This is a genomic window from Sphingomonas jaspsi DSM 18422 (assembly GCF_000585415.1).
In the GTDB taxonomy this organism is placed as follows: domain Bacteria; phylum Pseudomonadota; class Alphaproteobacteria; order Sphingomonadales; family Sphingomonadaceae; genus Sphingomicrobium; species Sphingomicrobium jaspsi.
On the sequence record NZ_KK073876.1, the window covers coordinates 152,172 to 174,822 of the forward strand.

The following is a 22,651-nucleotide window of genomic DNA, read 5'->3' on the forward strand; positions in this document are numbered from 1 at the left end:
CACCCATAGCGGACCGTCCGCTTTTCGCTGTCCTACAGCCCCGCCTATATGTCACCGTCGCCGACGGCTCTTTCACCCCGTCGATTTTCCCGAACGCGATGGCGCTGCAGCCGCCATTTCGCTCCAGCGCCTAAGTTCACGCAAACCGCCGAAAAAGACGCATTTCGTGAGCCGATAGCGAACTTACCACGCGAAAACGGCGCGGGAATAAATCCCGCGCCGCTTGCCTCGTCATTGCTTCGCTATGTTCGCGATGACGGCTTAGTTGGCCTTCTTCGCCGCGATCCACCGGTCAATTTTTTCCTCGAGGATCGCCAGCGGTAGCGCGCCGGTCATCAGTACCTCGGCGTGGAAGTCCTTGATGTCGAACTTGTCGCCCAGTTCCGCCTGCGCCTTCGCGCGCAAACGCTGGATGGTCATCGCGCCGGTCTTGTAGGCGACCGCCTGGCTGGGGATGGCGATATAGCGTTCGACTTCGGCGGTCGCGTCGGTCTTCCCCATGCTGCTATTGTCCAGCATATATTTGATCGCCTGTTCGCGGGTCCAACCCTTCGAATGGATGCCGGTGTCGACCACCAGCCGCATCGCGCGCAGCATCTCGTCGTCGAGCGTGCCCATCCGCTGGATCGGGTCCTTGTAGAAGCCCATGTCGTACCCCAGCGTTTCGGCATAAAGCGCCCAGCCTTCGACATAGGCGGTGTTGCCGCCGAAGCGCATGAAGGCCGGCAGCGCTTCATTTTCCTGCGCCAGGCTGATCTGGAAGTGATGCCCCGGCGCGCCTTCGTGGAGGTAGAGCGTCGTCATGCCCGGCGTCGTGCGCGACGGCAGGTCATAGGCGTTGAAGTAGAAGATGCCCGGCCGCGACCCGTCCGGCGCGCCCTGCTGGTAGCTGCCGCCCGCCTGGAATTTCTCGCGGAACGGCTCGTAGGGACGGATTTCCAGCTTGGTCTTGGGAATGGTCGAAAACAGCGCCGGCAGCTTGGCGTCGACCGCCTTGCCGATGTCGTAATAGCCCTGCGTCAGCGCCTCGCGGCTCTTCATCTTGAACTTCGGGTCGTTGCGCAGATAGTCGAAGAACTGGGCGCGGGTCCCCTTGAAGCCGACTTCCTTCTGCACCTTGTCCATCTCGCCGAGGATCCGCGCGACTTCGCTGAGGCCGGTCTGGTGGATCTGCTCGGGCGTCAAGTCGAGCGTGGTGGTCGAGCGGATGAGGCGGCGGTAGAGCATGTCGCCGCCGCGCATGTACATCAGGCCCTGGCCCTCGCGCGCGCTGGCCAGATAGTCGTTGGCCAGATAATCGCGGACCCGCTTCATCGCCGGGTAAAGGTCGTTGGCGATCTCGTCGCGATAGGCGGCGGTCAGGCGCGCCTTGTCGGCCTCGCCAATGTCCTTCGAAAGGCTACGGATCGGACCGTAGAATGGCGATTCCTCGACCGGCTGCTTCAGCTGGTTGTCGAACTGTTCGATCATGTTGCGGACAGTCAGCTTGGTTTCGACCACGCCCGCGGCCTGCCCCTGCTTCATCCGCTCGATCGCGGCGTCGAGATAGCGGGCATAGCCCTTGTGGCGCTTCAGCCCGTTTTCCAGTTCCTGGACGGTCTTGAACGGAATGCCGCCGTCGCCGCTCGACACGGTCGGGTAGAAGGTCTGGAAACCGGAGAAATGGTCCATCGGGCGGACCTTGCCGAGATTGAGATACTGCGGCTGCAGCCCTTCCAGCGTGTCCTTGGTGCTGAACTGGAAAACGTCATAGGCCAGCTGGTCGGTTTCGTTGAGCGCCGAGCGATCGATCTTGGCCAGTTCCGCCAGATCATGTTCGGCCGCTGCCTTTTCGCCGGCGAAATAGTCGTCGCTGATATAGTCGCCGAACTGGTCGGCGTTGCGCATGTCGCCGCGGAAAATGGCCGACAGGGGGTTGCGGCCGAGCTGCGCTTCGTCGCTTTCCTTGAACAGGCGGAACAGCGCGTCGTGCGCGCTCTCGGCCGGCGCGGCGGGTGCCGCTTCGACCGCGGCGGGCGTCGACACCGGTTCTGCCACCGGGGTCGTGGCGCAGGCGGACAGCGCAAGGGCGCAGGCGGAAACGGAAAGCAGCAAAAGCTTGTTGGTCATGTCACATCCCTGATCGTGGTCGCGCCCGCGGCGCACCTTCGCCGCACGGCAAAAGGGGCGCCGTGGTTTCCCGCAACGCCCCTTCGACCAATGACCGGTCAGCGTCTACAGTCTACCAGAAGAAGCTGTAGATCACGTCGACGACCTGGCCGGTGTAGATGTTCACCAGCAGCGCATCGTCATAGTAGCGGACCCAGCGATACGGACCGTAGGCCGGCGGCAGGCGGTACATCCACGGATCGTTCAGCCAGTAGTTCGACCCATAATAGCTCGGCCACAGATTGTAGCCGATGCTGAACCGGCGGTAGCCATAGCGGTACGGGTCGTAATAGGTGCCGATCCGGAACACGAAGCGGTTGCGGTCGCGGTAACGGCGCCAGTCGTACTGGTGGTTGTTGCGCCAGTCGCGGTTCCAGTCGTGATGACGATCATCGCGATGCGTTTCGACCTGGCGGCCGTCGCGGATGACGCGATCGCGCAGCCCTTCGAACCCGCCGCGGCGACCGTCGCGGGTCTCGACCCGCGGGTCCGGCGTGGTTGTGCGCGGCGCTTCGGCGGTCGGCAACGTCGGGCGGCCACGGGTGTTTACCCATTCCTGGCCGTTGGCGCGCTGGCGGTCGCCCCAGTTGAACGGCCCGCCGTCGCGCGACTGCGGATCGCGGGCAACCTCGGTTGCGCGGTCCGAGCGCATTTCGCGACCGCGTTGGCCAAAGGCGCGCTCGCGGGCGACATCGCTGCGCTGGCTGGCGCCCTGATCGCTCGCGGGACGCTCGACGCGCATTTCAGGGGCAGGACGATCGACACGCATTTCGGGGGCGCGCCGTTCGAATGCGCGCTCCTGGCGGGCTTCGCCGCGGCCTTCCGACCGTTCGACCGCGCGTTCGGCACGGCGGTCGCCGTCACGATCGCGGTCCTGTGCATGCGCCGCAGCCGGAATGACCGCGCTCGCCATCAGCAAGGGGATCAAAAATTTACGCATAACTTACTCCGAATGTTCGACTCGACCTTCAACCTGGCCGTTGATCCGCAGACTGGGGCTGGGAGGATGAGCCGTTGCTGAACCGTGACGAAGCGTCCGGTTCAGATTGCCCTGGCTTTTTCGGCGGTTGCGGCGGCGGCGCGGCCGCAGCGGCGGCAGCGCGGATCGCCTTCACGATCCGCGGCGTCGCCCCGCAACGGCAAACGTTGGGCAGGGCGGCGAGGTCATCAGCCGACGGATTGGGCGTCGCCTTCATCAATGCCGCCAGCGCCATGATGAAGCCCGGATCGCAGCGGCCGCACTGGCTGACCTGCTCGCTCGCCCACGCCTGTTGCAGCGGATGCGCGCGGCCCGACGACAGCCCTTCGATCGTGGTCACGTCCGCGCCTTCGGCGTCGGCGATGTTGAGCTGGCAGGAGCGCACCGCGCGGCCATCGACGATCACCGTGCAGCTGCCGCAGTCGCCGCTGTAGCAACCATATTTGGTGCCCGTCAGGTTGGACGCGTCCCTAAGGGCGAACAGCAACGGCGTTTCGGGATCGAGCGTGTAGCGGATCGCTTCGCCGTTGACGGTCATGCTGGTCATGGTCGGCGACGCTAGCGGGTGGCCAGCGCCTTGCAAAGCGTCCGGCGCACGCCATGATGGCACCATGGCAAGCATCGACACCAGCGCGGGACGGATCGGCTATCTGGAACAAGGCGGAGGCGATGCGACCCCGATCCTGTTCCTGCACGGCGTCGGGTCGGACAAAAGCGTATGGCAACCGCAGCTCGATCATTTCGGGCGATCGCGCCGGGCGATCGCCTTCGACTATCCGGGCTATGGCGAAAGCGACGTTCGCGAGGGGGCGACACGCGACGATTTCGCCGCTGCGATCCTGGCGGGGATGGACGCGCTCGGCATCGGACGGGCGCATGTGTGCGGCCTGTCGCTCGGCGGGGTGATCGCGATCGCGATGCACGCCGCGGCGGCGGACCGGATCGCCTCGCTCATTATCGCCGACAGCTTTGCCGTCCATCCGGACGGACAGGGCATCCACGACCGGTCCGTGGCGGCCAGCCAGGCCATGAGCATGGGCGATCTCGCCGCCGCGCGCGCACCGCTGCTGCTCGGCAAGGCGGCCAGCGATGAACTGAAGGCCGGCATCGTGGCGACGATGGCGGCAATCGACCCGGCCACCTATCGACTGGGCGCCGCGGCCGTGTGGCTGGCCGACCAGCGCGACCGGGCGGCACGAATCGCGGTGCCGACGCTCATCCTGTGCGGCGACGAGGACAGCATCACGCCCCCATCGCTTTCGGAGGAATTGGCGCGGTTGATCCCGCAATCTCGACTCGAAATCCTTAACGGTGCAGGCCATCTGGCCAACGCCGAACAGCCAAAAATCTTTAACGAAGCCATCGACCGGCATCTCTCCGAAGCGGACGAAATTCGTTAGGGTTACCGCCTTCTTAACCTAATGTTTTAGCGGGGTTTTTCCCTTGGCCTGCGAAATTGTCGGTCATGGAAAAGATCGCTCGCAAATCGGTCCTGAAATGGCTTGCGCTGGCCGGCATCGCCTGCCTGCCGACGATTGCCCAGGCCCAGGTAGTCAGCGCCGATTATCGCCCGTCGTCGAAGACCGAAGCGATCCTCGGCGGATCGAGCGCGCTGGCCGCGATCATGGCGCAGCAAGCTGGCCAGCCGGCGTCGCCCGCACAAGCCATGGTCGTGTCGGCCGCGCTGGCATCGCCCAACCCCTACTTCCAGCACGCGCCCTACGCGGCGACGCCGGTCGTTCGCCCGGCGGTCCTGCCGGTTCCCGCCGATCGCCCTGACATCTTCAACAGCGTCGCACTGCGCGTGAATCAGAGCCCGCTCGACCAGCGCTTCCGCCAAGCTTCCGGAGCCGCGCCGACGGGTGCCGCCGCAGCCTTCGCCGCATCGATCCGCGACCGCGGCGACATTGCGAAGGTCGAGGCGGTCAACGCCTATGTGAACGGCCATGTCCGCTTCGTCGACGACATCGTCCAGTTCCACGTCGCCGACCGCTGGCAATCGGTGGTCGAAACGCTGGCGCGCGGACGGGGCGACTGCGAAGACTTCGCGCTGGCAAAGCGGGCGATGCTTCGCGCTGCCGGCGTTGCCGAACGCGACCTCTATCTGGTCGTCCTAAAGGATCTCACCCGCCACGCCGACCATTCGGTCCTGGTGGTTCGCGCCAACGGCCGCTTCCTGGTGCTCGACAACGGCACCGACCGGATCGTCGATAGCGCCAGCGTGCAGGACTATAAGCCGATCCTGACCTTCACGCAGGGCAAGGTATGGACCCACGGTTATCGCCGCGACGCCTTGCCGACGGTCACCTATGCGTCGGCAGAGCCGCCGCAAAAGGTGGAATTGGCCGACGTGACGGTCGAACCTGCGTCGGGCGACAGCCTGCCGCCGGCGATCGCGTCGCTGCCTTTTTCGCTGGGCAGCGTCGGCCTTTAATCGATCCTAGCGTTCGCGAAGCGCGTCGCTGCGGACCTTCAACACCGGCTTCAGCAGATAGCTGAGGATGCTCTTGCGTCCGGTGATGATCTGCGTGTCGGTCATCATGCCCGGCGTGATCGGCAGGCGGCGTCCTGCGGCAGTGAGGTAGCTGCGGGTCGTTTCGACGATGACGTTGAAATAGGCTTCCTTCGTCGCTTCGTCATAGATGCTATCGGCCGAGACCTGGACGACCTTCCCGTCCAAACCGCCATAGGTCGAGAAGTCGTAGGCGGTGACCTTGACCAGCGCCTTGTCGCCAACCTTGATGAAGGCGATGTCGCTCGGCTTGACGCGGGTTTCGACGAGCAGCTTGTCGCCCATCGGCACCACTTCCATCACCTTTTGGCCAGCCTGGACGAAGCCGCCGATGGTCGTGACCTGAACGTCGTTGACGACGCCGTCGACCGGCGAGCGCAACTCCATGCCACGTGCGCCGCGCAAAGATTCCGCATTGACGGCCAGCTTCTGCTGGACCTGGCTGCGTTCGTTGAGCGCATCCTGGCGGAAGGTGAAGCTGGCTTCATTGGCCTGGCTCAACGCTTCGCTGACCGCGGCCATCGCCCGGCCCTGCTGTTCGCGGGCGGCGGCGATGCGGCCCTGCAGGTCGACCACTTCGCGCTGGGCATTGGCGAGTTCGGTCTGCGGGACGATGTTCTTGGCGGCGAGCGGCGCCAGGCGGTTCACATTGTCCTGCGCGAGGGTGAGGCTGCGCGACAGCGACGAAATGGTGGCGGCGGCCTCGGCGGCTTCGCGGCGGCGCTGTTCGGCTTGCGCCCGCAGCGCTGCGACGCGGCTCGACAGGGCTTCGCGGCGGACCTGGCTAAGGGTCGCTTCTTCGCCGCCTAGACCTGCCGAAGCTGCACCATTGCCTTCGGCGGCAAGCCGTGCCGACCGCGCTTCTAGCGCCTCGGTTTCGGCCAGCACCTGTCGGCTTTGCGGATTGTCGAGCTTGGCCAGCAACTGTCCACGCGCCACCCTCTGCCCCGAACGGACCATCAGTTCCGATACGGTCGCCGGTTCGGACGCCTGGATGACCTGCACCTTGCTCGAGGGAATGACCTTGCCCTGGCCGCGTGTCACCTCATCGACCTGGGCCAGCATCGCCCACAGGATGAACAGGCCGAAGCCAACGGCGACCGACACGATGATCAGGCGCGCGCCGGTCAGCGGTTCACGCCGGCGTCGGCCGGTGGTCGGCATGAAAGGGAGGTTCGACATAGCGTTCATGGCCTAAAGTCCCGCGACCTGCGTACCGGTGGCCGGCGCCGCCGCGACGGCCGCGGACCCGCGCTGGGTCGCTGCGACCGTCCGCGCCGCGGAGCCGGTTTCCGACGGCATCGGAATGTTGAGGGTCCAGCCCTTCGACGTGTCGAGCAGTCCGCCGACATCGTTCTGGGCGCGATTGAGCACGGTGCCGTCGGTGATCGGCCCGGCCGGAGCGGCAACCACCGTTTCGCCTTCGACGGTCACCACCGCAGGACGCAGCGGCGGACGGAGCGACAGCGGATCGTTGGGCTCGCCGACATAATGGCCGGTGAAGGCCGCGCTCGACCCCCAGGCACCGGGCCAGCGATAGAAGATGTGCGCGCCGATCTGGGTCAGCTTGGCCAGCTTGGGCGCCCAATAGGGCGCGACATAGTTGGCGTGATAATGGGTGGCGCCGCCGACCGACTGTTCGACGAATCCGTTGAGCGCGGCGCGGGCGATCGCTTCCGCTTCCTTCCACGCGCCGAGAGCCGGACGACGATAGAGCGAGCCGTCGCAGACGAAGCTGAACTGGCAGACCGGTTCGCGCGATCCCTGGTAGACGACGCCGCAAACCGACTTGGGAAAGGCGGGGTGGCGAAGGCGGTTGAGCACTACCTGCGCGACCGCGCGGCGGCCTTCCAGCGGTTCATTGCCGGCTTCGTAATAGACGGCTTGGGTGAGGCACAGCAACGCACGGCGATAGTCGGTGACGTCGGATGCCGGCAGGTCGAACGGACGGGCAGCCGCGATGGCGCCCTTCACGAACGGCATGTTGGCGTTGATCATCAGCGCATCGGCACCGGTCGCGCGGTTGGCGACCAGCTGCTCCCCGCTGGTCGCGTCGAGCAGCGCGGCGGCATCGGCCTTGGCGATCAGCGGCCGCGACGCATCTGCGGTGCCGAAATCGGGCAGGCTGGACCCGCCAGCCGCAACCACGACCAGCGCAGCGGCACCGAGGGTCGCCAGGCGACGCGGGGGAGGACAGGTCATTTCGACGCCGCCTTCTGCGCGGCAGCCGTGAGACTAGCCATGACCTGGTCGCGCGGACCGTCGGCGAGGACCTTGCCGCCGTCGATCACCACCAGCCGGTCGCAGATGCTAAGCATGTTGTGACGATGGGTGGACACGACCAGGGTCTGGTCCGGCGCAAGCGCGGTCTTCAGCTTGTCGATGAAATATTGTTCGGTCTGCGTGTCCATCGCACCGGTCGGTTCATCGAGGAACAGCAGCCGCGACGGACCGACAAGCGCGCGGGCCATCACCAGCAAAGAGCGCTGGCCGCCGGACAGCAGCGACCCGCGTTCGCCCACGGGCCGGTCGAAGCCCGCCGCGTCGCGCGACAGGAACAGGTCGGCGCCCGATTTGACGACCGCGCCAATCAGGTCTTCGTCGGTGGCACGTGCCGCGCCGAGCATCAGATTGTCGCGCACGGTGCCGGAGAAAAGCTCGGCATCCTGACCGACGAAGCGGAAGCTGTCGCGCAGTTGGTGCGGGTGGTACTGGCGGCTGTCGAGGCCGTCGACCAGCATTTCGCCGTCGGTCGGCGCATAGAGACCGCAGAGCATCCGGCCCAGCGTCGACTTGCCCGACGCGACCCGACCGATGATCGCGATCCGCTCGCCCGGCTTGATGCTGAGGTTGATGTCCGACAGGCTGTCGAGGCTGGCACCCGGATAGCGCATCGACGCGTTCTTCAGCTCGATATGGCCAGCGCGAATTTCGGGCACCACGCTGCGTGCGGCGACCTGCCGCTCGTCCGGCGCTTCCATCATCCGCTGCAGTGAATCGAGCGTCGTCATCGACTGGCGCGCACGGGTGACGAGGAAGGCGAACTGGCCGATCGGCGACATTGCGCGTCCGGCAAGCATGACGATCGCGATGATCGCGCCCATCGTGATTTCGCCGGCATTGAACATGTAGAAGCCGCCGACCACCAACCCGACGCTGATCGCCTGCTGCGAGATCGACGCCATGTTGACTGCGACCGACGTCAGCTTGCGCATCTTCTGCTGGGTGGCTGCCGACATCGCGGCATAGCGGCGCCAGCGGCCGAGCATCTGACCTTCGGCACGCGCCGACTTCAGCGTTTCGATGCCGCCGATCGATTCCACCAGCACCGAATGCTGCAGCGAGCTGTCGGCCTGCGCGTCGAGCGAGGCCTGGCTCATTCGACGCTGAAGCGTGAAGCCGATGATCAGCGTGGCGGCAATGCCGAACAGCGGCACCAGCACCAGCGGCCCGGCAAGAATGGTGATCAGCGCAAGGAACACCAGCATGAACCCGATATCGACCAGCAGCACGACCGAGGTCGACGCGAAGAAGTCGCGGATGCCTTCATATTCGCTGACGCGCTTGGCGAAGGCGCCGGTCGAACCCTGGCGGTCCGCCATCGGCAGGTTCATCACCTTTTCGAACAGCTTCTGGCTGTATTTGGCGTCGAGCTTCCGCCCGATTTCATCGACCAGCTGCGAGCGCGCAAGGCGAAGTATGTAGTCGAAGCCCAAGGCGAGGAGTACGCCAAGCGCCAGCACCCAAAGGGTCGGTACCGCCTTGTTCGGGATGACCCGGTCATAGACGTTCATCGTGAACAGCGGCACGGCCAGGGCCAGCAGGTTGACGATCAGCGCGGCGAGCAGGACGGGCCAGAACTGGCCGCGAACCTTCCACACTTCCGACCAGAACCAGTGAGTGCGCTTGGCCTTGTCCCACGGGCGCTCATTTTCGCGCTCGCGGGTCGGGTCGGCTTCAACCGCGACCGCTTCGCCGGTGAACAGGGCTTCAAGGTCGGATGCCGGGACCCACATCGGGTCGGGCGTTCCCGGTGAATAAATAAGAGCGTCACCGTCCTTCATCTCCAGAAGGACGATGGCCCGGTCTTCCTGCAGCTCGACGATCGCCGGCAGCTGCTCGATGCGCCAACCGGCGACACGGCGGCGCGAAACGGGGTCCCCGCGCATCCCGACCTGCTCGAGCGCCGGCTCGATCTGGTGGAAAGGCAGGGTCCCCGCCGCACTCAACGCCAACCCCGCACGGAGCAGGACCGGGGAAGACGGCCTGTCCGCGCGCCGCGCGAGGAAGGTTAGGCAGTCGAGGACAGGGTCAATCTCACGCGAAGGCGTAGAATCCATCCAGTTCATCGCGCTCAACGTCCTGTCCCCCGACCGACGCTTTAGTTACTTGCCGGTGCGGGCGGGCCCATCACCGGATACGGCATGCTGTTTTCCTGCTTGTCGGTGGCAGGAACGTCAGCCGAATGATATTTGCCGCGCTCGTCGCTCCAGGCGGCGGTCGGCATGTTGACGCCCATCGCCTCGATCAGCTTGTTGGCCGCGGCCAGCACCCGATACTGGGCATAGACCTTGGCGAGACGCGCGGTCTCGGCCTGGGCCTGAACGTTGTAGCGGGTGTTCTGCGCATCGAGCACGTCGAGCAGCGAACGACGGCCGACGTTGAACTGCTCGCGATAGGAAAGCAGCAGGTCGTCCGCGACGCGGCTCTGCGTTTCGAGCTCGCTGGCCAGACGGGTCTGGTTGGTCAGACGGCTCCACGCCGACCGCGCATCTTCTTCCGCACGGCGTTGCTGTTCGAACAGGCGGGCATGGGCTTCGTCGGCCCGCGCCTTTTGTTCGCGCACGTTGGCGGTGTTGGTGCCGCCGTCGAAGACTTTCCAGCGCATGACGACACGGGCGCCCAGATCGCTGGTGCGCCCCTGGAAGCCGTCGATGTCCTGGCCGTAGCGGGCGGTGCCTTCAAGGTTGAAGCGCGGTCCGAGCTGCGACTGGGCAACCTTGACCACTTCACGCGCCGCCGACAGATCGGCAGTCGCTTCCTGGACGCGCGGGTTGTTGTCGCGCGCGGCCGCTTCGGCTTCCGCCAAAGTCGCCGGCATCGCAGCCGACAGGTCGGGCGGCATGGCAACGCTGTCGATCGGCAGGCCGGTGAGGGTCTGGAATTCGATCGCCGCGGTGTCGAGGTCTTCACGCGCTTCGGTCACGCGGGCGCGGGCCGACTGCAGGCGTTCTTCCGCCTGCTGCTGGTCCGCGATCGAGATCGAACCGCGCGCAACGCCTTCGCGAAGGTCGCCGGCAAGGCGTTCGTGGAACGTTGCATTGTCCTGCGCGATCGCCACCAGACGCTGCTGCAGCAGATAGTCGATATAGGCGCGCGAGACGTTCAGCGCGACGAATTCGCTGCGTTCTTCGACGCGGGCGGCGGCGCCGTCGGTGCGCGCGGCCTGACGACGGATTTCCGCCGTGCGTTCGCCGAAATCGAACAGCAGCTGGTCGGCGATGGCGATGCCTTCGATCGGCTCAAGCCGCTGGTCGGCGATGCCGAGCGCGCGGCGGGTCGGGTTGCGCAGCTTGCGCAGGCCGGCCGAAAATTCGACCGAAATGCGCGGCAGCCACAGGCCTTCCGCCTGGCGCCGTTCTTCCATCGTGGCCTGCTTGTTGGCGACGGCCTGACGGATTTCCGGATTGGATTGGAGTGCCGATTGTACGGCGTCACGCAAATCGGCGCCCAAGGCCGGCGTACTGCAAAGCAGCACCGCCCCGGGAACGATAATCGTCCAGTGCTTCCTCTTCATGTCTTCCCCCTTCTGGTCAAACGCAAAGGCCGTCCCCGTCCACCAGGGACGGCCGTCACATGGTTCAGCCGTGTACTGTCGGCGGAACCGCGTCATGATGGAGCGCCAAAGCACTCACCTTCATCATCATGTCCGACTGGAGCATGAAAGCGGTCTGTGCCCCCATGTCCCAACCTTGGACAGGGCCAGCCGACAGGCTTGCCGCGTCCAGAGCGCCCGATTCGGCGTGGCTGCCGCCCGCCGCCGGAATGCCGGCCAACAGGCTGTCCACAGTCGGCGCGCCGCCATGTCCGAGGGCATCGGCAAGGATGGCCGAGACCGGACCCGGAACGTTGGCATTGTTGCCGAGACCGACGGCCTGAAGCGCCTCGACCGACGGCATCGCGATGGTCGGAGCTGCCTGCGCCGCCGCCGCAAAGTCGGCCGTGAACGCAGGTCCGCTATCGGCCAGCAGCGATTCGACGGTGCCGATCAGGCTGGCGTGGCTGCCCGACAGGTCGCCATGCGACAGCGACTGGACGTCGGCCGCAAAGCTGCTGGACAGGCTGGTCGAACCGATCGCCGACTGGTGCCCGATCGACAGGTCGATGGGGTTGCCGACGATGTCGTCGCTGACCGATTCCCGGCCCACGACCTGGTTGTGCAGGCCCGACATCGCAGTATCGATCGCCAGGTTTGCACTGGCGTCGGCATGCTCGATGCCCTGCGCCGCCGCCGGCAGCACCGCCAGGCCCGCCGCCGCGACAGCCGCTGCAAGGGCAAGGCTGTTGTCGTTGCCGGCCAGCCGCTGCTGTTCGGTGGTCGCCGCGCTGACCGAGAAGCTGGCATCGGCCAGCGATCCGGTCGACCCGTCGGCATTGGTGTAGGTGCCGGTGCCGGCAACCTGCACATCGCCGTCGGCGGTCGAGTAGCTGACGCCATTCGAGACCAGCGAGACCGCCGTGATGCCGGCTTCTGCCAGCGAGCGATATTCGCCGGCGTCGACGGTGCCGTTCGAGTTGGCATCCTGCCACACCCCGAACTTGGCATAGTCGGCATCGCCCGCATCGAGCGTCGCGCCATAGCTGGCGTTGAGCGCCTGGAGGTCGGTCAGGCCGTCATGGCCGAACACGAATTCCGAAGCCCCGTCGACAGTTCCGTTGCCGTTGGCGTCGCGCACCAGGATACCGTCGTCCGCAGCCGCCCATGCCGTCGACACAAGGCCGTTGCCATAGTCGTAATGGACGCCCGCATCCTGGCTGAGGAAGTGCACGCCATCGCCATTGAGGTCGAGCACCACCGGAGCCGCAGGGGCGAACGGCACCAGGCCGGTCGCGATGTGAACCGAGAACGCCCCGGCGGCAGTCGGATCGCCGTCGCCGTCGGTCAGCGCAACGGTGAACGATGGCGTGACGTTGAGGGTCGAGCTGGTGACACCAACGGAGACGAGGTCAACCTTACCCGGAGCCGCGCCGCTGCTATACATCTCGATGTCGGCAATAAATTTGCCCGCCGGCGCGCTGTAGGTCCAGTTGGTCGCCGCAGCACTGCTCGATCCATCGAAGACGCTGGTCGGGATGTGACCCGACGCGAACGTGCCATCGGTGAAGTGGACGACGTAAGTGATGTCGTCCCCCGCTCCGTAGTTGATGAAGTCATACACCGCATAGCTGATGTTCGGCAGGCCCGGATTTGCCGGAGGCACGAAGGCGCCCGCGCCGTCCGGATCGTCCAGCGCTTGCGGGCCGAAATCCCAATTGAAGAACTCGTTGGTTCCTTCGAAGTTGTTATTGTCGACACCCCAACCGGCCGTCGAGCCGTTCACACCCGCGGTGGTCAGGTTGGCACCAGCATTACCGGTCGCCAGCCAGCTCGCTTCGTTGAAGCCTGCGCCAGTCGTGTAGCCCGAAACGACGCAAAGGTTGCCACCACCGCCGGTCAGAACTTGATAGGTGGTCGGACCCGCGCCGAAGGAGCTGGATCCGCCGATCGGAACGTCGGTCACCGTGGGATCCAGCGGGGTGATCAGGTCGAACACATACTGTCCCGAACCGCCCGCCGTCGGATTGACCGTCACGGTGTAGACCGCGACATTGTCCGTCCCCGCTTCATAGGTGCCGTTGTTGTTAACGTCCTGATAGGCCGTCAGCACGTTGCCGACCTGGTTGGTCACCAGCGCATGGCCGCCCGATTTCAGGCCGGTGTTGTTGGCCGTGATCGTCATCAGCGAACCCGGACCGTCAGACCCCGGCGAGAAGTGCAGCGTACCGATCGCCGGCGTGGTGGCCGGGTTGTTGTCGGTCTGCTGGCTCTGCACCACACCCAGCGTCGGACCATCGTCCTGGAACTGGATCTGGCTGCCGATGTTGATCGACTGCGACGCGCTGTCGCCGTCATGGTCGGTAACCGTCACGACAGCCTGGATCGCCGTATTGGTGATCGACGACGATTCGTCGTTGCTGCCCGTGTTGGTGTGCTTGATCGACAGATATTCGACCATGCTGATGTGACCGGTGGAGTCGATTGACACCGCAAAGGCCGCCTTGCCGTCATCGGCGCCGCCGACCACACGGCCGACAACCAGCCCGCCTTCGACGTGGAGGACGATGTTGAAGCCGTCCGTCGTCTGGAGGCCCGAACTGACGCCGTCCGACGCGATCGCCAGGCTGAACGCGGTCGTGCCCGCGCCGTCGGCGCCGTAGGAGCTACCTGTCGAATTGACGACCGCCGAAGCGTTCGACGCATATTGATAGGCCATCCAAACGTCGACGCCCTTGTTGGCCACGCCGTTGAACACCGCGAGCGGACCCGCGACATCGTTGGCATCGCCCTGCAGGCCGGCGGTTTCGTCGACCGCCACGGCAGAGCCGGTGAGGTTGATCGCCGCCGTCGGCGTGTCGTCGTCGACGTTGACGAGAAGCGAGCCGGTGGCCGTGTCGCCATCATGGTCGGTGACCACATAGCTGATTGCGAACGAGACATTATTCTCGTCCCCGCCCGCCGGATGATCGATCGGTGCAACCTGGGTCACCGTATAGGCGCCGGTCGTGCCGTTGACCGTGAGGGTCAGAACGTGCGTCGCACCCTGCATCACCCACAGGTCGCCATTCGGCTGCAGCGAATAGCTGAAGCCAGCCGGTGCACCGGTGGTCGCATAGGCGACAGAGCCTGCACCGTCGGCGCCGTAGCTGTGCGCCAGCGTGCCGCTTGCGTTGACCGAGTTGGCATCGTCGCCGGTGCCGCCCGCATTACCGCCGCCCAGCGCGTCGTCGTCCAGCTGGACGGTCCCATTGCTCGACACCGTCGGTGTGTCGTCGTCGACGTTGACGAGAAGCGAGCCGGTCGCGGTGTCGCCGTCACGGTCCGTGACCACATAGCTGATCGCGAACGAGACGTTATTCTCGTCGCTTCCCGCCGGGTGATCGATCGGCGCGACCTGGGTCACCGTGTAGGCACCGGTCGTGCTGTTCACCGTCAGGGTCAGCACATGGACCGCGCCCTGCATCACCCACAGGTCACCGTTCGGCTGCAGCGAATAGCTGAAGCCAGCCGGTGCGCCGGTGGTGAGATAGGCCGTCGAGCCCGCGCCATCGGCGCCATAGCTGTGCGCCAGCGTGCCGCTTGCGTTGACCGAATTGGCGTCGTCGCCGGTGCCGTTCGCATTTCCGCCGGCCAGCGCGTCGTCGTCGAGCTGGACCGTCCCATTGCTCGCCACCGTCGGCGTGTCGTCATCGACCGTGATGACCAGGGCACTGGCCCCGGCCGCGACCGTGTCGCCGTCGTGATCGGACGCCTGGATGATCGAGCTCAGGTTGATGACAATGTCATTCTCGTTGAGACCCGATGCATGATCCAGCGGCGCGCTGAGCGTGAACAGGTAGCCGCCGGTGGTCGAGTCCAGCGTCAAGGTAAAGACCGTGGTCGCACCAGCCGACGCAGTCAGCGTGTAGACGCCGAGGTTGACGCCGATCTGATAGGTGAGCGCAACACCGCCCGAGGTCAGGCCAAGCGCGGTCAGCGACGAGGCGTTGACCAACTGGTAGACCAGCGGAGTGTCCGCACCGGCCGAGAACAGGCTGGAGACGTTGCCCGAAGCGGTGGTGGATTCGCCCGGCACGTCGCCCGTTCCGCCCGGAATGCCGCCCGGCAGACCGTCTTCGTCGACGGTCCCGGTCAGCTGCGTTGCAGTCGCCGTCGGCGTATCGTCGTCGACATTGACGGTGATCGAGCCGGTGGCCGTGTCGCCGTCATGGTCGGTGACCACATAGCTGATCGCGAACGAGACGTTGTTTTCTGCATTGCCGGTCGGATGATCGATCGGTGCGACCTGGGTAACCGTATAGGCGCCGGTCGTGCTGTTCACCGTCAGGGTCAGGACATGCGTCGCACCCTGCATCACCCACAGGTCGCCGTTCGGCTGCAGCGAATAGCTGAAGCCAGCCGGTGCACCGGTCGTGCTGTAGGCGATCGAGCCTGCACCATCGGCGCCGTAGCTGTGCGCCAGCGTGCCGGTCGCGTTGACCGAGTTGGCATCGTCGCCGGTGCCGCCCGCGTTGCCGCCGGCCAGCGCGTCGTCGTCCAGCTGGACGGTCCCGTTGCTCGACACCGTCGGCGTATCGTCGTCGACGTTGATGGTGATGGTGGCCGGGTCCGTATCGCCGTCGAGGTCGGTGACCTTGACGCCGATCGAGAAGACGAGATTGTTTTCGTCGCTACCCGCCGGATGATCGATCGCATGGTTCTGAACCACGTTGAACGCACCGGTGGTCTGGTTCAGCGTCACCGTCAGGACGACCGTTCCGCCTTGCAGCACCTGGACCGTCGTGGCGTTGACCACGTTGACCGTGAAGCCCGAAGGAAGCGTGTTAAGCCCCGAGAAGCTGTAGGTCAGCGCGCCGTCGCCGCCGGTTCCGACCAGCTGGCCCGGAAGGCCCTGCGCGTCGGGATCGTCGCCCGTGCCGCCGGCATTGCCACCGGACAGTGCATCGTCGTCCAGCAGGACCGGCGCCGGATCGGGCAGGTTCGGGGTGCTGTCGGCAATGGTGATGGTCAGCGTCGCCGACGCCGGATCGCCGTCACCGTCGACATAGCTGTATACGAAGCTGTCGGTCGCGCCGCCCGGCCCGCTGGTGCGGGTATAGGTGTAGCTGCCGTCGGCGTTCATGTGCAGCGTGCCGTACTGGCCGTTGACGTCGAAACCGCCGGCCGGGTTGGTGTCGGTGCTGCCGTTATAGCCAGACAGGCCCGAAACCGCACCGAAACCGTCGGCACCCGGGACATCGGCGTTTGCCGTGCCTTCGTTGGTGCCCGAACCGGTGATCACATTGCCCGACGCCTGGTCGGTCAGCGGATCCGTGATGTCGGTGTCGTTCTTGGCCAGCGGACCATCGTCGAGGAAGGTGATCTGGCCGCCGATGTCGACTGCACCCGAGGTAACGGGGTCGCCGTCGCCGTCGGTCGCCGTCACCGTCACGCCAATGATGTTCGAGCCGAAGCTGAGCGGATCATTGGGGTTCGGGTTGATCGGGTGATCAAGCGACAGATATTGTTCGACCGTGACCACACCGGTGCCCGAGTTGATCGCGATGGCGAACGCCGCCTGGCCGTTGAAGGTGCCGCCCTGGACGACACCGACGATGACGCCGCCCACCAGCTGAAGCTGGATCGGCGTGCCGTCGGTCAGCGTGAGACCGCTGTTGGCGTTGATGATCGACAGCGCATAGCTGATCGAACCCTGCAACGCCGGGCCGTCGGCACCGAACACCGCATTGGGGTTGACGATGGCCGAGCCGCTGTTGGCCTGGCCGATGGCGAGGCCGCCCGACAGATCGGGGTCGTCTCCCTTGACGATCGCACCGGTGTTGATGCCCGGGGTGCCCGAAGGCAGGCTTTCGTCGACCGTGACCGTCGCATTGGCATTGACCGTCGGGTTCACCGTGGGGCCGTCGTCGAGGAAGGTGATCTGGCCCGAAATGTCGATCGCACCCGAGGTGACGGCATCGCCGTCGCCGTCGGTCGCGGTGACCGTGACACCGACCGCGCCCTGAATGATGTGCAGAGCATCGTTCGGATCCGGGTTCACCGGATGGTCGAGCGACAGATATTGTTCGACCGTAACCACGCCCGTGGTCGGATTGATCGCGATGGCGAAGGCCGCCTGGCCGTTGAAGGTGCCGCCCTGGACGACGCCGACGATGACGCCATTGACCAGCTGAAGCTGGATCGGGGTCCCGTCAGTGAGGGTCAGGCCCGGATTGGCGCTGGTGATGGTCAGCGCGTAGCTTAGCCCGCCGCCCGCGGCCGCGCCGTCGGCGCCGAACACGGCATTGGCATCGACGACGGCGACGCCCGAATTGGCCTGGCCGATGGCGGTGCCGCCGGCGAGGTCGGGATCGTCACCCTTGACGATGGCGCCGGTGTCGATCGCCGGCGTGCCCGAAGGCAGGCTTTCGTCGACCGTAACGGTCGCGTTGGCGTGCAGCACCGGGTCGATGGTCGGGCCGTCGTCGAGGAAGGTGATCTGCCCCGAAATATCGACCGCGCCCGAGGTGACGGCATCGCCGTCGCCGTCGGTCGCCGTCACGATGACGCCGACCGTGCCTTCGCCGAGACCCAGCGGGTCGTTCGGATTCGGGTTCACCGGGTGATCGAGCGACAGATATTGTTCGACCGACACCACGCCCGTGGTCGGGTTGATGGCGATGGCAAATGCCGCCTGGCCGTCGAACGTGCCGCCCTGGACGACGCCGACGATGACGCCGCCTACCAGCTGAAGCTGGATCGGCGTGCCGTCGGTCAGCGTCAGGCCGCTGCTGGCGTTGGTGATGGTCAGCGCATAGCCGATACCGCCGCCCGCCGCTGCGCCGTCCGCGCCGAACATTGCATTGGCGTTGACGATGGCCGTGCCGCTGTTGGCCTGGCCGAGGGCGAGGCCACCGGCGAGGTCGGGGTCGTCGCCCTTGACGATCGCACCGGTGTTGATCGCCGGCGTGCCCGAAGGCAGGCTTTCGTCGACCGTTACCGTCGCGCGCTGGTTCACCGTCGGGTCGATGGTGGGACCATCATCGAGGAAGGTGATCTGGTGCGAAATGTCGACCGCACCCGACGTCACGCTGTCGCCGTCGCCGTCGGTCGCCGTGACCGAAACCGCGATGGTGTTATCGCCGAGGCCGAGCGGATCGTTCGGGTTCGGGTTGAGTGGGTGATCGAGCGATAGATATTGTTCGACCGTGACCACACCCGTGCTCGAGTTGATCGCGATGGCGAACGCCGCCTGGCCGTCGAAGGTGCCGCCCTGGACGACGCCGACGATGACGCCGTTGACCAGTTGCAGCTGGATCGGCGTACCGTCGGTCAGCGTCAGGCCGCTGTTGGCGTTGGTGATCGACAGGGAATAGCTGAGGCTACCCTTATCGGCCGCGCCATCGGCGCCGAATACCGCATTGGCATTGACGATGGCCGAACCGCTGTTGGCCTGGCCAAGCGCAAGACCGCCGGCGAGGTCGGGATCGTCGCCCTTGACGATCGCACCCGTGTCGATGCCCGGCACACCCGAGGGCAGGCTTTCGTCGACCGTGACCGTCGCATTGGCGTTGACCGCCGGATCGACCGTCGGGCCGTCGTCGAGGAAGGTGATCTGGCCGCCGATGTCGACCGCACCCGAGGTAACGGGATCGCCGTCGCCGTCGGTGGCCGTGACGGTCACGCCGACCGCGCCCTCGATGATGTGGAGCGCGTCGTTCGGATCCGGATTCACCGGGTGATCGAGCGACAGATATTGTTCGACCGAGACCACGCCCGTGGACGGGTCGATGGCGATGGCGAACGCCGCCTGGCCGTCGAATGCGCCGCCCTGGACGACGCCGACAATGACGCCGTTGACGAGCTGCAGCGAGATCGGCGTGCCGTCGGTCAGCGTCAGTCCCGGATTGGTGCTGGTGATCGTCAGCGCATAGCTGATGCCGCCACCGGCCGCCGGACCGTCGGCCCCGAAGGCAGCATTCGGCGTGACGATGGCCGTCCCGCTGTTGGCTTGGCCGATGGCAAGGCCACCCGCCAGGTCGGGGTCATCGCCCTTGACGATGGCGCCGGTGTCGATCGCCGGCGTGCCCGAGGGCAGGCTTTCGTCGACCGTGACGGTCGAATTGGCGTTGAGCGACGGATCGACCGATGGGCCGTCGTCGCGGAAGGTGATGAGGTTCGAAATGTCGATGTCGCCGGTCGACACGGTGTCGCCGTCGCCATCGGTCGCCGTTCCGACCACCGCCAGCGTGCCTTCACCAAGGCCGAGCGGATCGTTGGGGTCCGGATTCACCGGGTGATCGAGCGACAGATATTGTTCGACCGACACCACGCCGGTCACCGGGTCGATGGAAATGGCGAAGGCCGCCTGGCCATCGAAGGTGCCGCCTTGGACGACGCCAACCACGACGCCGTTGCCGAGTTCGACCAGGGTAATCGGCGAACCGTCGGTAAGCGTAAGGCCCGAAGTCGCATTGGTGACGTTGAGCGCATAGGCGATCCCGCCGCCCGCGGCCGGACCATCCGCGCCGAACGATGCGTTGAGATCGACGATCGCCGTCCCGCTGCTCGAATGGCCGATGGCGCCGCTGCCCGCGACGTTGGGATCGTCACCCTTGGTGACGCCCGGCGTGGCGATGGCGGCCGCGGCACTCGGGCCGGATTCATCGACGACGATCGCGGCTTCGCGGTTGAGCACAGGATCGATCGTCGGCGTATCGTCGTCGACGTTGACGTGCAGGGTGCCGGAAGCGCTGTCGCCGTCGACGTCGGTCACCTTGTAGGTGATGTTGAAGTCGACATTGTTTTCATCGCTGCCCGCCGCGTGGTCGATCGTCGCGACCTGGATCACCGTATAAGCACCCGTGGCGGTGTTCAGCGTCACGGTCAGGACATGGGTCGCGCCCTGCAGGACCCAGAGGTCGCCATTGGCCTGCAGCTGGTAGCTGAAGCCCGACGGCGCACCGCCGGTCTGGAAGGCATAGGTCAACGCACCGTCGCCGCCCGACGCGGCGAGCACGCCGCTGAGGTTGGCGGCGTCGGCATCGTCGCCGATCCCGCCGGGATTGCCGCCCGGCAGGGCGTCATCGTCAAGCTGCGCGGTAGCGTTTTCGCCCGTTACCGGGAGCGCGTCGGCGATGGTGATGGTCAGCGTAGCCGACGCATTGTCGCCGTCGCCGTCGGTCAGCGTGTAGGTGAAGACGTCCGACACGCCGCCCGGCGTGCCTTCGTTGCGGACATAGCTGTACGACCCGTCGGCCTTGATCGTCAGCACGCCATACTGGCCGTTGACCACAAGGTTGCCGCTGCCGTCGAAGCTGCTGTCGCTGCCGCCGGCGCCCGAAACGGCGCTGACGGTGGCGTTGTCGGCGCCGACATTGTCCTTGCCGTTGTCGCTGTCGCCGGCGTCGCCGGCCGATGCGTCGGTGATGACGTTGCCGGTCGCCGGACCGAACTGACCGGCCGCGATGCTGTCAGTATCGTTGACCGCGATCGGGGCGTCGTCGACGATGTTGACCTGAAGGGTCGCGGTCGCGGCATCGCCGTCGGGATCGGTGATCGTGACGACGAAATCGTCATGCGTCGAATTGCCCGACGTATTGTCGCCGAGGATGTAGTTGTAACCGATCGCGCCGGGCGCGATGCTGGTGATAACCATCGTGCCGAAGTCGCCAGAGATGACCTGGCCGACATTGGTGACGAGAACGCCGTTGATGGTGATCGAGCTGACGCCGTCGGGCGAATCGTACAGGATCGTGCCCGTCGTCGCTTCGCTGCCGTCGCTGTTGTTGCTGCCATTGCCGTCGGCTGCTTCGCCGGTCCCGGCCGGCTCGCCGCCGTTGCGGGTCGGAAGGCCGGCCTCACGGACTTCGTCAGTTGCATTGATCACCGGAATGCCATCGCCCGGATCGATCGAGATCGTCGGCTTGCGATCGGGCACGTCGACGCCCGGCTCGCGCACTTCCGGCGGCTTGTACTGCATTTCCGTCGGCGGGATTAGGTCGCCCAGCGGAACGCCCGGATCCAGCGGCGGAACCGGTACTTCGAAGTTGCCGCCCGACGACGGCGGCGGACCGCCACCTTCACCCGGACGCGGTTCCGAATCGATCAGCAGCGTGGCGAGGTTGGTGGGGGGAACCTCGACGCCGCCCAGAACGAGCTGCGGAACGAACACGGCGCCGTCGACGATCACCATCTGGGTGCCGTCCGGCAGGTTGATGACCAGGTTGCGGCCGACGACCATGATGTCGCTCAGCTGCACGCCTTCCGGCAGCACGACGACGCCGTCGGGACCCGGGACGACCTGCTGCGCATCGGCGCGGACCGCCTGCTGGGTCTTGCCGAATTCGATGATGAGGTCGGCGGTGTCCACGCGGCCATGCGCGTCCGCGAGCGTGTAGGTGAAGACGTCCTTTGAATTTTCGGGAACGTTGGCCTTCGGGACGTAGCGATAGTTGCCGTCGGCATCGATGGTCAGCTGGCCATGTTCGCCCGCGACCTGAAGCTTGCCGCCCGAAAGCGTGCTGTCGGTGCCGCCCGCGCCCGCGATCTTAGTGATGTGGGCGCCGTCCGCCATGTCCGAGCTCATCGGCCCGAACCGCGTGCCTTCGCCGCTGATGACGTTGCCGACCGCCGGATCGCGGCTGCCCGCCGTCAGCTGGTCGTTATCGTCCCGCGCGTCCGGAGCCTGCCCCTGCGCGATGCCGCCTGCCTGCGAATTGTCTTCGTACCGCATTTCCCACCTCATGCTTCACGAAACAGCGGCCGCGCCGCGATTTCATCCATGTCGGGGGGACGATCCGGTTAACCGGGAAAAAGGATCGATTGGTTAATTTCCCGGAACGCCCCCGCGCTCGTGAAGCAAGACAAACAACGCAATTGGGAATTTTTCAAGTCTGGCAGGATTTTACCTCCGTTTTGAAGAGTTTTCCTTACACTATATCTTAGAATACATTGGTTAACGTCCAGCCTGAATATCAGTATAGATTTGCCTAGACTATAATTTAGCCGACGTCTCATTAGCATTACATCGACATATTGCAGACAATACGTGCATAATTGAATTTGAATAGATTCACCGAATTGGCTCGAATTTAACCTCTGTTAATTTAATTAGCCGAGTTACCAAAAGGTTAACGAAGGGTAAATTTGGGTCGCGCCCGAATTCATCGCGGATTCCGGTGGTCCGGATGCCTGTGGAAAAAAATCCGCTCAG

10 protein-coding genes are annotated in these 22,651 nt (G+C 65.4%); 2 read left to right on the top strand and 8 right to left on the bottom strand.

Features of this window, described 5'->3' with window-relative positions:
- Positions 1-261: 261 nt before the first annotated feature.
- The 3 genes from G570_RS00815 to G570_RS00825 form a co-directional block, all read right to left on the bottom strand.
- The gene (locus G570_RS00815; protein ID WP_037503243.1) at positions 262-2,109 is read right to left on the bottom strand and encodes a DUF885 domain-containing protein; all 1,848 of its coding nucleotides are present in this window, start codon (positions 2,107-2,109) and stop codon (positions 262-264) included.
- A gap of 112 nt (positions 2,110-2,221) precedes the next feature.
- Positions 2,222-3,088: an RcnB family protein gene (locus tag G570_RS00820; protein ID WP_037498150.1), complete on the bottom strand. Its 867-nt coding sequence runs from the start codon at positions 3,086-3,088 to the stop codon at positions 2,222-2,224.
- Between the two features lie 28 nt (positions 3,089-3,116).
- Positions 3,117-3,674, bottom strand: a complete 558-nt coding sequence (locus tag G570_RS00825; RefSeq protein WP_037498152.1) for a (2Fe-2S)-binding protein — start codon at positions 3,672-3,674, stop codon at positions 3,117-3,119.
- 64 nt (positions 3,675-3,738) lie between these two features.
- Between G570_RS00825 and G570_RS12965 the strand changes: the two genes are divergently transcribed.
- Complete coding sequence (locus G570_RS12965; RefSeq protein ID WP_051503898.1) at positions 3,739-4,527, top strand: alpha/beta fold hydrolase; 789 nt, start codon at positions 3,739-3,741, stop codon at positions 4,525-4,527.
- Positions 4,528-4,592: 65 nt separating this feature from the next.
- Positions 4,593-5,561: a transglutaminase-like cysteine peptidase gene (locus G570_RS12970; protein WP_051503899.1), complete on the top strand. Its 969-nt coding sequence runs from the start codon at positions 4,593-4,595 to the stop codon at positions 5,559-5,561.
- Positions 5,562-5,567: 6 nt separating this feature from the next.
- Here G570_RS12970 and G570_RS00840 read toward each other — a convergent pair whose 3' ends face one another.
- The 5 genes from G570_RS00840 to G570_RS00860 all read right to left on the bottom strand — a co-directional run bounded on the left by G570_RS00840 (position 5,568) and on the right by G570_RS00860 (position 22,183).
- Positions 5,568-6,803, bottom strand: a complete 1,236-nt coding sequence (locus tag G570_RS00840) for an HlyD family type I secretion periplasmic adaptor subunit (protein ID WP_037503253.1) — start codon at positions 6,801-6,803, stop codon at positions 5,568-5,570.
- 30 nt (positions 6,804-6,833) lie between these two features.
- Positions 6,834-7,841 (bottom strand): cell wall hydrolase, encoded by a 1,008-nt coding sequence (locus tag G570_RS00845; RefSeq protein WP_051503900.1) that lies wholly within the window; start codon positions 7,839-7,841, stop codon positions 6,834-6,836.
- Positions 7,838-9,988: a type I secretion system permease/ATPase gene (locus G570_RS00850; protein WP_051503901.1), complete on the bottom strand. Its 2,151-nt coding sequence runs from the start codon at positions 9,986-9,988 to the stop codon at positions 7,838-7,840. The genes G570_RS00845 and G570_RS00850 overlap by 4 nt, the downstream gene beginning before the upstream one ends.
- A gap of 32 nt (positions 9,989-10,020) precedes the next feature.
- On the bottom strand, positions 10,021-11,436 hold the full coding sequence (locus tag G570_RS00855; RefSeq protein WP_037498153.1) for a TolC family outer membrane protein: 1,416 nt from the start codon (positions 11,434-11,436) through the stop codon (positions 10,021-10,023).
- Between the two features lie 64 nt (positions 11,437-11,500).
- A complete protein-coding gene (locus G570_RS00860; RefSeq protein WP_084607407.1) occupies positions 11,501-22,183 on the bottom strand; it encodes a DUF5801 repeats-in-toxin domain-containing protein in 10,683 nt (3,560 codons plus the stop codon).
- Positions 22,184-22,651 lie beyond the last annotated feature (468 nt).

Coding starts and splice junctions, on each gene's coding strand:
- G570_RS00815 (WP_037503243.1), bottom strand. CDS start 2,109: ATGACCAACAAGCTTTTGCTGCTTTCCGTTTCCGCCTGCGCCCTTGCG.
- G570_RS00820 (WP_037498150.1), bottom strand. CDS start 3,088: ATGCGTAAATTTTTGATCCCCTTGCTGATGGCGAGCGCGGTCATTCCG.
- G570_RS00825 (WP_037498152.1), bottom strand. CDS start 3,674: ATGACCAGCATGACCGTCAACGGCGAAGCGATCCGCTACACGCTCGAT.
- G570_RS12965 (WP_051503898.1), top strand. CDS start 3,739: ATGGCAAGCATCGACACCAGCGCGGGACGGATCGGCTATCTGGAACAA.
- G570_RS12970 (WP_051503899.1), top strand. CDS start 4,593: ATGGAAAAGATCGCTCGCAAATCGGTCCTGAAATGGCTTGCGCTGGCC.
- G570_RS00840 (WP_037503253.1), bottom strand. CDS start 6,803: ATGCCGACCACCGGCCGACGCCGGCGTGAACCGCTGACCGGCGCGCGC.
- G570_RS00845 (WP_051503900.1), bottom strand. CDS start 7,841: ATGACCTGTCCTCCCCCGCGTCGCCTGGCGACCCTCGGTGCCGCTGCG.
- G570_RS00850 (WP_051503901.1), bottom strand. CDS start 9,988: ATGAACTGGATGGATTCTACGCCTTCGCGTGAGATTGACCCTGTCCTC.
- G570_RS00855 (WP_037498153.1), bottom strand. CDS start 11,436: ATGAAGAGGAAGCACTGGACGATTATCGTTCCCGGGGCGGTGCTGCTT.
- G570_RS00860 (WP_084607407.1), bottom strand. CDS start 22,183: ATGAGGTGGGAAATGCGGTACGAAGACAATTCGCAGGCAGGCGGCATC.